13 protein-coding genes are annotated in these 12936 nt (G+C 64.2%); 2 read left to right on the forward strand and 11 right to left on the reverse strand.

Annotation, left to right across the window (positions count from 1 at the left end):
- Nucleotides 1–134 precede the first annotated feature (134 nt).
- Nucleotides 135–986: a hypothetical protein gene (locus tag ACE3P2_RS18650; protein WP_374267255.1), complete on the forward strand. Its 852-nt coding sequence runs from the start codon at nucleotides 135–137 to the stop codon at nucleotides 984–986.
- A 31-nt stretch (nucleotides 987–1017) separates the two neighbouring features.
- Here the strand turns inward: ACE3P2_RS18650 and ACE3P2_RS18655 are convergent, their stop codons facing one another.
- From ACE3P2_RS18655 to ACE3P2_RS18705, 11 genes are all read right to left on the reverse strand, one after another.
- Nucleotides 1018–2244, reverse strand: a complete 1227-nt coding sequence (locus ACE3P2_RS18655; RefSeq protein WP_374267257.1) for a tyrosine-type recombinase/integrase — start codon at nucleotides 2242–2244, stop codon at nucleotides 1018–1020.
- Nucleotides 2245–2422: 178 nt separating this feature from the next.
- Nucleotides 2423–3178 carry a cell division protein ZapD gene (gene zapD, locus ACE3P2_RS18660; RefSeq protein ID WP_374267259.1) on the reverse strand — a complete coding sequence of 252 codons (756 nt, stop codon included), beginning with the start codon at nucleotides 3176–3178 and terminating at the stop codon, nucleotides 2423–2425.
- Between the two features lie 54 nt (nucleotides 3179–3232).
- The gene (gene coaE / locus ACE3P2_RS18665; protein ID WP_374267261.1) at nucleotides 3233–3862 is read right to left on the reverse strand and encodes a dephospho-CoA kinase; all 630 of its coding nucleotides are present in this window, start codon (nucleotides 3860–3862) and stop codon (nucleotides 3233–3235) included.
- The gene (locus ACE3P2_RS18670) at nucleotides 3859–4587 is read right to left on the reverse strand and encodes an SPOR domain-containing protein (RefSeq protein WP_374267263.1); all 729 of its coding nucleotides are present in this window, start codon (nucleotides 4585–4587) and stop codon (nucleotides 3859–3861) included. Before ACE3P2_RS18670 ends, coaE begins: the two co-directional genes overlap by 4 nt.
- A gap of 73 nt (nucleotides 4588–4660) precedes the next feature.
- Nucleotides 4661–5380 (reverse strand): type III pantothenate kinase, encoded by a 720-nt coding sequence (locus ACE3P2_RS18675; protein WP_374267265.1) that lies wholly within the window; start codon nucleotides 5378–5380, stop codon nucleotides 4661–4663.
- The gene (locus tag ACE3P2_RS18680; protein WP_374267267.1) at nucleotides 5380–6183 is read right to left on the reverse strand and encodes a biotin--[acetyl-CoA-carboxylase] ligase; all 804 of its coding nucleotides are present in this window, start codon (nucleotides 6181–6183) and stop codon (nucleotides 5380–5382) included. The genes ACE3P2_RS18675 and ACE3P2_RS18680 overlap by 1 nt, the downstream gene beginning before the upstream one ends.
- A 141-nt stretch (nucleotides 6184–6324) precedes the next feature.
- A complete protein-coding gene (gene ntrC, locus ACE3P2_RS18685) occupies nucleotides 6325–7728 on the reverse strand; it encodes a nitrogen regulation protein NR(I) (RefSeq protein WP_374267269.1) in 1404 nt (467 codons plus the stop codon).
- Nucleotides 7729–7811: 83 nt separating this feature from the next.
- Nucleotides 7812–8897, reverse strand: coding sequence for a nitrogen regulation protein NR(II) (gene glnL / locus ACE3P2_RS18690; protein WP_374267271.1), 1086 nt, complete (start codon nucleotides 8895–8897; stop codon nucleotides 7812–7814).
- A gap of 67 nt (nucleotides 8898–8964) precedes the next feature.
- Nucleotides 8965–9462 carry a DUF4124 domain-containing protein gene (locus ACE3P2_RS18695; protein WP_374267273.1) on the reverse strand — a complete coding sequence of 166 codons (498 nt, stop codon included), beginning with the start codon at nucleotides 9460–9462 and terminating at the stop codon, nucleotides 8965–8967.
- A 165-nt stretch (nucleotides 9463–9627) separates the two neighbouring features.
- Nucleotides 9628–11037, reverse strand: coding sequence for a type I glutamate--ammonia ligase (glnA, locus tag ACE3P2_RS18700; RefSeq protein WP_374267275.1), 1410 nt, complete (start codon nucleotides 11035–11037; stop codon nucleotides 9628–9630).
- Nucleotides 11038–11236: 199 nt separating this feature from the next.
- Nucleotides 11237–12418 carry a cation diffusion facilitator family transporter gene (locus tag ACE3P2_RS18705; RefSeq protein WP_374267277.1) on the reverse strand — a complete coding sequence of 394 codons (1182 nt, stop codon included), beginning with the start codon at nucleotides 12416–12418 and terminating at the stop codon, nucleotides 11237–11239.
- A 63-nt stretch (nucleotides 12419–12481) separates the two neighbouring features.
- On the opposite strand from ACE3P2_RS18705, the gene ACE3P2_RS18710 reads away from it, so the two are divergent.
- Nucleotides 12482–12934 (forward strand): rhodanese-like domain-containing protein, encoded by a 453-nt coding sequence (locus ACE3P2_RS18710; protein WP_374267279.1) that lies wholly within the window; start codon nucleotides 12482–12484, stop codon nucleotides 12932–12934.
- The last annotated feature ends 2 nt before the right edge of the window (nucleotides 12935–12936 follow it).

The following is a 12936-nucleotide window of genomic DNA, read 5'->3' on the forward strand; positions in this document are numbered from 1 at the left end:
TGACAAGTGCCCCGCACTCAAGGAAAAGACGGAATGTCTTTGAGAGTGCGAGTCAAGCCACCGGACCAGCAGGCAAGAGCGGCCTGACCTACGCCCTCCAGAGAGAAGTCCAAGTCAAATAGGAGATTGATCTGATGGCATCAAAAATTGAGGAGGAGTATAGGGAGCGTCTTGCTAGAACTGCAGCAGGCCTTGGGATCACCAGCGATAGCGACTCAAGTGCAGAGTCGTCAGCCCTCATCGAGCTCCCACTCAGAAGCGAACTATCGCTTGGCTATATGGATGTCACAGAGGCAGAAAATCTATCCTATACGGAGTTCGCATGGAAGTTTCTTTGCCTTAACCGTATATTCATAGAAGAATCCAACGAAAAAATAAATGGGACCAAGGAAGAAAAGGCCGACGTTGCCGCCTTTTTCTCTATGAAACATTTCAAACACCACTCGGAGTCATTCCAGACGGGAATCACTCCAAGATTCAACAGCTCCTCAATTTCTTTCTGGAGCAATATCGACACAAAGACCCACGGAGAGAAACGCTCAATTCCTAGAAAACTAAGAGAGGAAGAGGTATTTGTGCTTTTCAACCTAAAGGAAGCCTCCGAGATAGCAGAGGAGTCGCTAGACATTCAACTTCGCCAAGCTGCATATAGACTAAGGAGGCTACTAAAGAAATACAAAGAAATAAAACACAGAGAAATAAAAGATACCAAAAAGAAGAAACCAAAAAGACTCACACTCGCGCCGCTTTATAGAAAAGCCTCACTTGCAAAGTACTACAATTTATATTTAGCTACCCAATTTCATCCAAACCTAAACAATAAAGAGGCATACAAGATTCACTTCCCTTTGGAGAGCGAAGAGTGCAGTGAATTTGACGATCCAGATGAAACTCTAAAAGACAGATCCACTCGCGCAATGGATCACGCGAGGCTCATAGTCTTTGAGGACTATAGAAAACTCGCGCTTTTTGATCAAAAGGAGTAAACCAGCAACAAAATTTTAATTCACTGGCATTTCACTCACAACCAACGACAAAATTAGAGAGAAGCTTCATTGCCGACCGCCGCTCCTCAAGATAGTCATGCTGATCATAAATATCGACCAGCGCACCGAGCGAGTGATTCAAACAACGCTCTGCGATCAACAGATCAACCCCGAGCCTACTGAGATGACTTCTCGCAGTAGAACGTAGGTCATGCGGCGTAAACCGCTGAGTGCTTTCTGAAAGGTGGATCTTCCAAAAATTGTTGAATGCTGCGTTGAGCGTCACCGGCTCCATATGAGTGTCACCAATGGCCTTTTTTCGAGATCGAATCGGAAGCACATAGGCTGATCCGAACGCGAGATCCTTGAGATCATGGAACCAGCCGACAACAGGCTCTGAAAGCGGTATAGAGAAGCCGCGCACGTCTTCACCGTTGCGTGCCCGCCCCTTCTTGCCCTTGATGTCTGTTGGCGGGATAAACCAGACGCGCTGCTCGAGATCAACGTTCTCCCACTTCGCGCCCACCAGTTCTCCGATGCGCACAGCAGTACAGAGCAGAATCTTGGCCATGAGCGCGTTCTGAATGCCCATCTTAGGAAGCAAGGGCAGGATGATTTTCAGCTCCGCTTCCGACAGCATCACCCGCGTCCTTGCGACAGGTCTCGGGCCAAGGACAGCGTTTGAACGAAGCTGAAATGCGGGGTCAACATCAATGACATGCCGCCCCACGCCATGAGCAAATATCGCCTTCTGGATACCCAGCACGAGCTTTGCTACGTGAAGGGACTTCTTGCTCGCTCGTTCGATGATTTTGATGAGATCAATCGGGCGCACTTCGTCGGCAGGAGTCGTACCCAGCACGGGGTAGACGTAGTCACGCAGGCGCTGCCGATGCCCCTTGAGCGTTGACTCTTCCAGTCGTCCAACCGACTTCTGCAGATAGTCCTCTGCGAGCTGACGAACGGTCCAGGCCGTAGAAGCTTCACGTTTCGCTTTCTGCTTCTCAGCAGCTACGTCCACGCCCTGCTGGACACGCGCCCTGTTTTCCGAAGCGAGCTTTCGTGCCTCAGCCAAAGAGATGTCGGGGTACTGCCCCAGCGTCTTCTCTCTGGCTTTGCCCCCTACTCGGTAGCGCAGCACCCAAGCGGCCCGCCCTGCCTTCGAGAGCGTGAACGTCAGCCCTCCCCCGTCTGCCTTCGCCACTTCAGCCGCGGACTTGATCCACTGCTTGATCTGAATGTCTGTCAGCGCCCCCACTCTCATACCCCTCATCTAAACATCATCTAGCTACACACGCCCCGCGCAGCTACACACCTAGCTACACAGGACTACTGCGATGCAATGATATTGAGAGGTTCGCTCCGAGGCAATAAATTCCTTTAAATCAAGAACTTACGACACTATCAGAGCCTACTTGAGACTAGCTGAAATGCACCTAAAGATTGCAGAAAGTCAGCTCGAAAGGCACATCCACCTCCACCTGCCCCGGCCGCGTAACGGTTTCGGCGTGCATGAAGCGGATGTTGAGGGCGTATTTGTTGGCGCTGGTTTCGGGCAGACACATCGCGCCGCTTTGCAGCCGGATGCGGATCATCTGCACCGTGCGCCCGCCCATCGTCTGCTGGAAGGCGCCGCGCTGGGCAACCAGGCCTTCAGGCCGGCCGCTGGCGCGCAGCAGGCGCAGCACGATGGCGAGCCCGTCGCGGATCGGCAGCAAGGGCTGCACCCAGGCCATCAGATCGCGACGACGCAGCTCGACATCGCGGTTGAGCCAGTGATGATAGGACGGCAGGTCGAACTCGCAGGCGCCACCGGGGATCGCCGCACGGCTGCGGATGTTCATCAGCCATTCGTTCTCACGTAGGTACTGGCCGGTCTTGCCCGCCATGGCGAGCAGCGACGCCGAGGCTTGTTCGATCTCGTACAGCGCGCCGGAGAGCGCTTCTTCGGAAATCTGCGGATTATTGCGGAAGGACAGGAGAATCTGGCGCTGGCGCTCGAGCTCTTGCACCAGATCGACCTTGAGGTCGGCGCGACAGGCGACTTCAAGAATTTCGAACAGGGTGACGAGTGCCACGTGGTGTTCGAGTGAGCCTTCGGCCCGGACGAAGTACATGACCTTCTCGAACAGGTCTTCGAGTCTCAGAAGCGTGCGGATCCTCTCGTTGAGCGGATATTCGTAAGTGATCACGCGCGCGCCTGAATGGGGAATGAAAGTTTGACAGACCGACCGGCCCGAATCATATCACAGGCCCTTCGCCCGCGCGGCCCGCGCCAGATAGCCGACATGCAGCGCATCGATGCGGGCCTGCAGTGCCGCCACGGTGCCGGCGTTGTCCACCACATCGTCGGCCACCGCGAGGCGCGCCTCGCGCGTCGCCTGGGCGGCCATGATCGCCCGCACCTGATGCGCGTCCAGCCCGCTACGCGCCATCACCCGCGCCACCTGGACCGCCTCCGGGCAGTCGACGACGCAGAGCCGGTCGATGCGCTCGCGGTAGGTACCCGACTCGACCAGCAGCGGCACCGCGAGGATGACGTACGGCGCCGCCGCGCAGCGGCAGCGCCGCTCGCTTTCGTCGCGGATCATCGGATGCAGGATCGCCTCGAGGCGCTTGCGCGCGGCGGTGTCCTCGAACGCCAGCGTGCGCATCGCCGGGCGATTGAGGGCGCCGTCGGCCGCGACCACCCCCGCCCCGAAGGCCGCCTCGATGGCCGGCATCGCGGCGCCGCCCGGAGCGGTGAGCTGATGAGCGATCTGATCGGTATCCACCACCGCGGCGCCCAGCGCGGCAAAACGGTCGGCCGCGGCGCTCTTGCCGCTGCCGATGCCACCGGTCAGACCGACGACGTAAGGCCGGGCACCGGCGCTCACGGGGCGCACTCCAGACGGGTCGTGCCGGGCAGGTTGCCGGACAGGTCGCTGGCGAGCGTGGCGAGACTGTCGCTCGGGCCGCGCACCTCGATGCGCAGCGCGCCGGCGCCGCGGGTCGCGATCTGCGCACTGCGCACGCCTTTTTCGCGCAGCAGGCTCAGGTGGCGGGTGGCTGCCGCCTCGCTCTTGAACAGGCCGAGGGAGATCGCGTACTGGGCCGCCCCCGCATCCTGCACGATGAACAGATCGTCGACGCCCAGCCGACGCACCTCGGCGGCCTTGCGGTCCGCCCCGTCCTTGCTGCCCTGGCTGGGAATGAAGACCCACCACGACGAGGGCGTGCCGGCCCGGCTCTCGGAAAGCTTGAAGCCGGTGCCGGCCTTGGCGATACGCGCGGACAGCTCGGCGGCCTGCTCGGCACTCAGACCACCGAACGCGACACAGGCCGGTGGCGCGGCGTCGGCGACTGGCGGCGCCGACACTGGCGGCACGGGCGCTTCGGCCTTGTCGACCGGTGCAGGCTCGGCGGCGACAGGTGGCGACACCGGTGCGGCCACTGGGGCACGCGCTTCCGACACCAGGCGAATTTTCTCGGGATTGAGCTGATTGCTCAGGCGCTCCGGCTCGCCGTGGGAAACACCGCCACCCAGCCAGCCTTTCCAGACCGCCAGGGCAAAGAGGTTCGCCAGCGCGAGAACGAGCACCGCTACACGTAAAGAGGCCATGACCGCAAGACTAACCGATCACGGTCGACGGGAAAAGGCACCGAACGCCCTGCAGGCGCGGCGAAACGCGGCGTCACAATTCGCGGAGCATGCGCGCGAGACCTTCGAGCACCAGGTTGTCGACCACCCGAAGCGGACATTCGAGGTGTGGCGCCAGACTGGCCGCCGCGCCGCCGTTGAGCAGGCAGAGCGCGCCCGGATCGGCGGCAACGACGCGGAACATGCGTTCGATCGCGCCGAGCTGGGCGTGCAGACAGCCGCTCACGATGGCATCGGCGGTGCGCCGGGGGGTGGCCTCGAAGCGTCCGTCGGCAAAGGGCAACTGGGCGGTGTCGCGGGCGAGGGACATGCGCATCAGGTCGAGCCCCGGCAAGATCACACCCCCCTGGAAGACGCCGGCCCCGTCGAGCACGTCGGCGGTCGTCGCGGTGCCGGAGGTGACCACCAGCGCGGCGGCGCCGTGGAGCGCCCGGGCACCGACCAGTGCAGCCCAGCGGTCGGCACCGAGCCGGGCGGGATCGAGGTAGGCGTTGCGCACCCCGAAGCCTTCGGCCCGCGGGCGGATCCACGCCGCCTCGAGCCCCCGGTCAGCCAGCAAGGCACCGATCCGCCCTCCCACAGTGGCACCAGCGACGTTCGCGCCGAGCATCCGCCGCAGCGGGCCGAATGCCGCCAGTACGTCGGCGAAGCCATCGAGCGCCGACAGCAGCACCGCGCCCTGCCCCTGCCAGCCGGCCCCGTCGTGCAGCCCCCACTTGAGGCGGGTATTGCCCACGTCGATGAGCAGATCCATCACGCCAGCCTCAGGGAGACTTCGCCGGACAACACCCGGCGCAGGCCGTCGGCGGTGTGGACGAGGAGCGCGCCGTCGTCATCGACCCCCGCGCAGGTGCCCACGATCTCGTCACGCTCGCCGAGGATGCGCACCGGCAGGTCGGCAAAGGCGTTGCGCTGCAGCCAGGCGCCGCGCAGGGCCGTGAAACCGGCCGCGGCATACAGCTGGAGCAGGGGCTGAAGCTGGGCCAGCAGCGCCGCCAGCAGGCGGTTCGGGCCGGGCGGCCCATCGAGACAGCTCGTCAGGTCGGTGACGCCGGTGGCGGCGTCCACCACGGCGTCGGGCGGCAGGCGCAGGTTGAGACCGATGCCGATCACCGCCGCCGTTCCACGCCCCCGCCCCGACGACAATTCGACGAGGATGCCGGCAAGCTTGCGGCCGTGGATCAGCACATCGTTGGGCCACTTGAGCTGCACGCCCTCGACGCCGAGCGCCTCGAGCGCGCGCGCCACCGCGAGCCCCACCACCAGCGAAAGCCCGGCCGGCACGTGAGGCGCAGGCACGAACGGCCAGCGTAGCGAAAAGGTCAGCCCGGCCCCGGGCCACGACAGCCAGCTGCGCCCGCGACGCCCACGCCCGGCGGTCTGCCGGTCGGTGGCGAGCACGGCGATGCGACCGTCCTCGGGCGGCGGGCTTTCGAGCAGCCGCGAATTGGTCGAGTCGCATTCGGGCACGACCGTCAGCACGAAAAGGCCGGCCAGTTCGCCCAGCGCGGCCGCCACCGCCCCCGCGTCGAGGGCTTCGTAATCGGTAGGTTTCAAGACGGATTATCCGATCGTTGCAACGAATCGGTAATTATGGCGGACGCGGGCGCCCCGTGACAGGCTCGATCGCTCCGGCTGGCCAGTCGACGACCGCGCCGCGCGGGCGAAAGACCGCGAGGCGGCACGCGTCATGCGTCGTCAGGCGTGGTCGGACTCTTCGAGGCCGAGCTCCTGGATCTTGCGGGTGATGGTGTTGCGCCCGATACCGAGGAGCTGGGCGGCCTCGATGCGTCGCCCGCCGGTGGCCGACAGCGCCCGCCGGATCAGGATTCGCTCGAAATCGCGGGACAGCATGTCGAACACCTCGCCCGGGTGCTGGGCCAGCGCACGGTCGGCCTCGGCCATCAGCGCGTCGCCCCAGTTGGCCGGCTGCTCGCGGGTCGGCTGATCCTTGAGCTCGGGCGGCAGGTCGGCCACCTCGACCGTCTGGCCCGGGGCCATCACGGTGAGCCAGTGGCAGAGGTTCTCGAGCTGCCGCACGTTGCCGGGAAAATCCAGGCTCTGCAGGTACTTCAAGGTGGCATCGGAGAGCCGCTTGGCCTCGACGCCGAGCTCCTGGGCTGACAGCGAGATGAAGTGCTTGGCCAGCGGCGCAATATCCTCGCGGCGCTCGCGCAGCGGCGGCAGCCGCAGGCGGATCACGTTGAGACGGTGGAACAGATCCTCGCGGAACAACCCCTGGCGAACGCGCTCCTCCATGTTCTGGTGGGTCGCGGCAATGACGCGCACGTTGGCCTTGATCGGCTGATGTCCGCCGACCCGGTAGAAGTTGCCGTCGGAGAGCACGCGCAGCAGGCGGGTCTGCAGTTCGGCGGGCATGTCGCCGATTTCGTCAAGGAACAAGGTGCCCCCTTCGGCCTGCTCGAAGCGCCCGCGGCGCATCGTCTGGGCACCGGTGAAAGCGCCGCGCTCGTGGCCGAAAAGCTCGGATTCGAGCAGGTCGCGCGGGATCGCCGCGGTATTGATGGCGATGAAGGGCGCATCCTTGCGGGGGCTGTGGCGATGCAGCGCGCGGGCCACGAGCTCCTTGCCGGTGCCCGATTCGCCGTTGATGAGCACGGTGGCGTGGGAATGGGCGAGGCGGCCGATGGCGCGGAACACCTCCTGCATCGCCGGCGCCTGGCCGAGGATCTCGGGCACCGAGCTGAGCGCCTCGACCGCGCCGGCCTGGTGGGCACTCTCGTCGATGGCGCGGCGCACCAACTCGACGGCCTGATCCACGTCGAAGGGCTTGGGCAGGTATTCGAAGGCGCCTCCCTGGAAGGCCGCGACGGCGCTTTCGAGATCGGAGTAGGCGGTCATGATGATGACCGGCATCTGCGGAAAGCGCGCCTTGACCTTGGACAGCAGCGCCAGACCCGATTCGCCGGGCATGCGAATGTCCGACACCAGCACCTGCGGCGGCTGGCCGGCACCGTCGAGCGCGGCCAGCACGTCGGCGGCGGTGCCGAAGCTCTTGAAGGGGATGTCCTCCCGCGCCAGGGCTTTTTCGAGCACCCAGCGGATCGAGCGGTCGTCATCAACAATCCAGACTGAATTCATGGCATTCACGCGTACAAAAGTGACACAGGACAAGGGTTATCGCCGGGCGGACGGCGGGCTGCAGGCACCAAAGCGGTGCGCGCTCACGACGACGCGTCGGCATGACCGTCACGCGTGATCGGCAGGTAAATGGTGAAACAGGTGCGCCCCGGCCGCGAATCCACATCGATGGCGCCGTGGTGCTGCTCGATGAAGCTCTGGGCCAGCGACAGACCGAGCCCGCTGCCGTTCTCGCGCCCCGACACCAGCGGGTAGAAAATCTTGTCGCGGATTCCCTCGGGGATGCCCGGGCCGTTGTCGATGACCTGCAGCTGCAGGGCGAGCTTGAAGCGGCGCTTGGCCATCGTCACCTGGCGCGCGGCACGGGTACGCAACACGATCTCGCCGGTGCCCAGCAGCGCCTGGGCGGCGTTGCGAACGATATTGAGGATGGCCTGGATCAGCTGCTCGCGGTCGCCGGTGACGGACGGCAGGCTGGTGTCGTAGTCGCGACGCACCTCGACCGCCGGAAACTCGGCGAGGATCAGGCGCCGCACCCGCTCGAGCACATCGTGCAGATTGAGCTGGGTGGGCTGCATCATCCGGTGGGAGGTGAGCAGGCGGTTCATCAGATCCTGCAGGCGGTCGGCCTCGGCGATGATGACCTGGGTGTATTCGCGCAGCTGCGGGTCGTCGAGCTCACGTTCGAGCAGCTGGGCGGAGCCGCGAATACCACCGAGCGGATTCTTGATTTCGTGGGCAAGATTGCGGATCAGCTCCCGGTTGGCCTGCTGCTGGTGGGCGAGCTGCTCTTCCCGCGCCACCTTGAGATGCGCATCCATCGGCCGGAACTCGAGGAGCAGGCGGGCGTCGTTGCATTCGACCGGCGTCACCGTGCAGTCGAGGTGCAGGGGCTCCAGATCGGGGCGCAGCACCGTGAGGTTGTGGCCGGTGTAGCTCCAGTTGTCGCGCAGCACGTTGTTGAGCGCGTTCCCCAGGCCCGCCGGATCGCCGAGCAGGCGATGCAGTGCGTAGCCGACGATCTTGCGGCTGCTGACGGCAAAGAGGTTTTCCGCGCCCGGATTGAGATAACGGACGACCAACTGGTCATCCACCAGCACGACTGCCGACGAAAGCAGTTCGAGACCGGAAAAGGCGGGAGGCGTGGAATCGGGCTGGTCGTTTTGCATATCGATACCAATGCAAGAAGCAGACCATGTCTGCGGGGCGTCCGCCTCCGGCGCCCCGAAACCCGCGTCAGCGCAGGTTGCCGATCTCGCGCTTGAGCGCCTCGATGTTGCGCTCGTGGAGCTGGACCTTGTCTTTGTACGGCTGAACCCGGTCGATCACCTTCTGGTAGTTGCGTTCGTTGCCGTAACGCACCGATTCCTGCTCGTCGAGTTCCTTGCGGGCAGCCTCGAGGCTACGCTGCTCGGTGGCGAGTTCTTCTTCGAGAATGCGCCGACGGTCGTTGTCGCGCGCCTTCTGAGTGCCCGAATCGACACGCGGGAAACCCGCACTCCCGGATGATGCACCACTTTGGGGCGCAGGCACCACTGCCGGGCGAGTCGCAGGTGCGCCACCGGGCACCGACGAAACCGCCTGATCACGGGACAGGGTATTGCACCCCTTACCCGATGGCTTGTTGTTGGTGTAGGTAACGTGCCCCGCCTCGTCGACGCACTTGTAGATGTCCGCCATGGCAAGCGGAGAGCACAACAGGACGGCCAGCAGCAGGGGAATTCGTGGATTCATGGTCGGCACAATAGGCGGCAGAGTCCCGATTAGTTTAGAGGCGCGGCCCGCCGATGACAAACCTCGGCAGCATGGGGTTACAAAAAACAAGGGGACGAGCCACAGCCCGTCCCCTTGTTCAACGCACGAACCGGCCAGCACGCTGACCGGCTCCGATCCGAAGGATCAGATGGCGTAGTACATCTCGAACTCGACCGGGTGCACTTCGACGCGCAGACGGTTCACTTCGTCCTGCTTCAGGGCGATGAAGGAGTCGATGAAGTCGTTGCTGAAGACGCCGCCACGGGTCAGGAACTCGCGATCCTTGTCGAGGGCGTCCAGCGCCTGATCGAGGCTGGAGCAGACGGTCGGGATGAGCGCGTCTTCTTCCGGCGGCAGATCGTACAGGTTCTTGTCGGCCGGATCGCCCGGGTGGATCTTGTTCTGGATGCCGTCGAGGCCGGCCATCAGCAGTGCGGCGAAGCACAGGTAGGGGTTCGCGCCCGGATCCGGGAAACGGGTCTCGATGCGGCGGGCCTTCTCGCTGTTCACGAACGGGATGCGGATCGAAGCGGAACGGTTCTTGGCGGAGTAAGCCAGCTTCACCGGGGCTTCGTAGTGCGGAACCAGACGCTTGTAGGAGTTGGTCAGCGGGTTGGTGATCGCGTTCAGGGCCTTGGCGTGCTTGATGATGCCGCCGATGTAGTACAGGGCGGTTTCGGACAGACCGGCATAGCCGTTACCGGCGAACAGGTTCTTGCCGTCTTTCCAGATGGACTGGTGCACGTGCATGCCGGAACCGTTGTCGCCAACGATGGGCTTCGGCATGAAGGTGGCGGTCTTGCCGTACTGGTGGGCGACGTTCTGGACGATGTACTTCAGGATCTGGGTCTGATCGGCGCGGCGAACCAGAGTGTCGAACTTGGTACCGATTTCGTTCTGACCGGCGGTCGCGACTTCGTGGTGATGCACTTCGACCGGCACGCCGCAGGCTTCGAGGGCCAGACACATGGCGGCACGCATGTCGTTGAAGGAGTCGACCGGCGGAACCGGGAAGTAGCCACCCTTGACGGCGGGACGGTAGCCGGTGTTGCCACCTTCGAACTTCTCGTCGGAGGCCCAGGCGCCTTCTTCGGAGAAGATCTTGTGGTAGGCGCCAGCCATGTTCACCTTCCACTCGACGGCGTCGAAGATGAAGAATTCGGGTTCCGGACCGAAGAACGCGGTATCGCCGATACCGGAGGACTTCAGGTAGGCCTCGGCGCGGTTGGCGATGGAGCGCGGATCGCGGTCGTAGCCCTTGCCGTCGGCCGGGTCGATCACGTCGCAGGACAGGACCAGGGTGGTTTCGTCGAAGAACGGGTCGATGTAAGCGGTCTTGGGATCCGGCATCAGCAGCATGTCGGAGGCCTGGATACCCTTCCAGCCGGCAATCGAGGAACCGTCAAAGGCGTGGCCGCTTTCGAACTTGTCTTCGTCGAAGGCGCTGATGGGCACGCCGACGTGATGTTCCTTGCCCTTGGTGTCAGTGAAACGGAAGTCGACGAACTTGACTTCGTTTTCCTGGACGATCTTCATGACGTCTTGCGGGGTCATATAACTCACTCCTAACGGGTTGAAGCTGCTGCGCTGTGGAAAAGATTTCAGTAATACGACAATTCAGTCTTCGAACGCAGCAAGCAGAAAACGTGCCAACGCTCAAAACCAAAACACTTCATTGTGCCACAAGGCACTAGGGCCGCGCCCCGACATTTGGAAAGCACCAACACGGTGCATCCGCGCGCCGTGCGCACCATCACGGTGCAACACGGCAGAGCAACGCGATCCGCCCCCAGTGCGCCGATGCCTCGACGCGCGCCTTCACGCGGCGCTGCAGGGCATCCAGACGCGCCGCATCGGCACACCACTCGAAAGGCAGGAACACCTCGGCCTCGACCTGATCGCCGACGTAATGGAGCACCGCCGGCGCCGCCTGGGGCACGTCGCCGCCGAGCACGTCGTCGAGCTCGGCCACCAGCGCCGCCCGGCCAGGCAGCACGCGCCCGGCCGTTCCCATCTGATCCTCCTCGGTATCGACGTGCACCAGCACGTCGAGCACGTCCGGATGGGCGCTACGGACGCGCGCGCGGGCGAGTTCGGCAATCCGATGCCCCTCCGAGACGCTGATTCGCGGATCGACGCGGACGTGGGCATCCACCAGCACCCGGTGAGCCATGCGGCGCGTGCGCAGCTCATGGACGTCGAGCACGCCGCAGGTGGCGGTGACGGTGTCGCGGATCTTCGCCACCTCCTCGGCGTCGACGCCGGTGTCGATCAGCTCGCGCAGCGCCTCGAAGGCGAGCAGCACGCCCATCCGCAAGATCATGAAGCCCACCAGCGCCGCCGCCAGGGGTTCGAGGAAGCGATAGCCGGCGAGGCTGCCGCCGATGCCGACCGCCACCACCAGCGACGAGGCCGCGTCGGCGCGGGCGTGCCAGGCGTTGGCCACCAGCATCGGCGAGCGCAGGCGCTGGGCGACGGCCAGCATGTAGCGGAACAGGCCCTCCTTGCCAGCCAGGGTGACCAGCGCCATCCACAGCGCCGCCGGATGGAGCTGCGGCAGGGCGTCGAGGCTCTGCAGCCGTCCGGCCGCGGTGAGCAGGAACCCCGCCCCGACGCCGGCGAGGATCAGACCGAGCACCATCGACGCGGCGGTCTCATAGCGGCCGTGGCCGTAGGGGTGACGCTCGTCGGCGGGATTGGCGCCGTGGCGACTGGCGAACATCACCATGAAATCGCCGAGCAGGTCGGACAGGGTGTGCATGCCGTCCGCCACCAGGCTCTGGGCGTGGGCGAACAGGCCCACGGCGATCTGACACACGGTGAGGACGATATTAATCGCGATGCTGACCCAGGTGGCACGCTGGGCCTCGCGGGCGCGGTCGGCGTCGAGGGCGGGGTCGCCCGCGTGGGCGTGGTGTGAGGCTTCGTGAGACATGACTTGCAGGCCGGGGGGCCGGCGGTATACTCGCAGGTCCGCCATTTTAGCCGGATGTCAGCCATGGGAAAATTAAGCGAAACCCTCTCCCTCGCCCAGGAGCGCGCGCGCGGCTTGAGCCTCGCCTACGCCGGCGCCCTAGCCCCCCGTGAGGCCTGGGAGGTGCTGCAGCTCGCCCCCGGCGCCAAGCTCGTCGACGTGCGCACCCGCGCCGAGTGGGACTGGGTCGGCCGCGTCCCGGGCGCCGTCGAGATCGAGTGGATGCTCTACCCCGGCAACGAACCCAATCCTCACTTCCTCGCCCAGCTCAAGCGCCAGGTCGATCCCGAGGCCCTGGTGATGTTCCTGTGCCGCAGCGGTGCGCGCTCCAACGCCGCCGCCAACCTGGCCGCCGCCTCGGGTTTCACCAACGCCTACAACATCCTGGAAGGCTTCGAAGGCGACAAGGACGCCAACGGACACCGCAACCGCGTCGGCGGCTGGCGTCACGCCAACCTGCCGTGGACCCAGGGCTGAAC

It is taken from the genome of Zoogloea sp., from assembly GCF_041911615.1.
Classification (GTDB): domain Bacteria; phylum Pseudomonadota; class Gammaproteobacteria; order Burkholderiales; family Rhodocyclaceae; genus Zoogloea.

Excerpts from the sequence above, each read along its gene's own strand:
- ACE3P2_RS18650 (WP_374267255.1), top strand. The coding sequence starts at position 135 with ATGGCATCAAAAATTGAGGAGGAGTATAGGGAGCGTCTTGCTAGAACT.
- ACE3P2_RS18670 (WP_374267263.1), bottom strand. The coding sequence starts at position 4,587 with ATGGCCTCTTTACGTGTAGCGGTGCTCGTTCTCGCGCTGGCGAACCTC.
- ACE3P2_RS18675 (WP_374267265.1), bottom strand. The coding sequence starts at position 5,380 with ATGGATCTGCTCATCGACGTGGGCAATACCCGCCTCAAGTGGGGGCTG.
- ntrC (WP_374267269.1), bottom strand. The coding sequence starts at position 7,728 with ATGAATTCAGTCTGGATTGTTGATGACGACCGCTCGATCCGCTGGGTG.
- glnL (WP_374267271.1), bottom strand. The coding sequence starts at position 8,897 with ATGCAAAACGACCAGCCCGATTCCACGCCTCCCGCCTTTTCCGGTCTC.
- ACE3P2_RS18695 (WP_374267273.1), bottom strand. The coding sequence starts at position 9,462 with ATGAATCCACGAATTCCCCTGCTGCTGGCCGTCCTGTTGTGCTCTCCG.
- glnA (WP_374267275.1), bottom strand. The coding sequence starts at position 11,037 with ATGACCCCGCAAGACGTCATGAAGATCGTCCAGGAAAACGAAGTCAAG.
- ACE3P2_RS18705 (WP_374267277.1), bottom strand. The coding sequence starts at position 12,418 with ATGTCTCACGAAGCCTCACACCACGCCCACGCGGGCGACCCCGCCCTC.
- ACE3P2_RS18710 (WP_374267279.1), top strand. The coding sequence starts at position 12,482 with ATGGGAAAATTAAGCGAAACCCTCTCCCTCGCCCAGGAGCGCGCGCGC.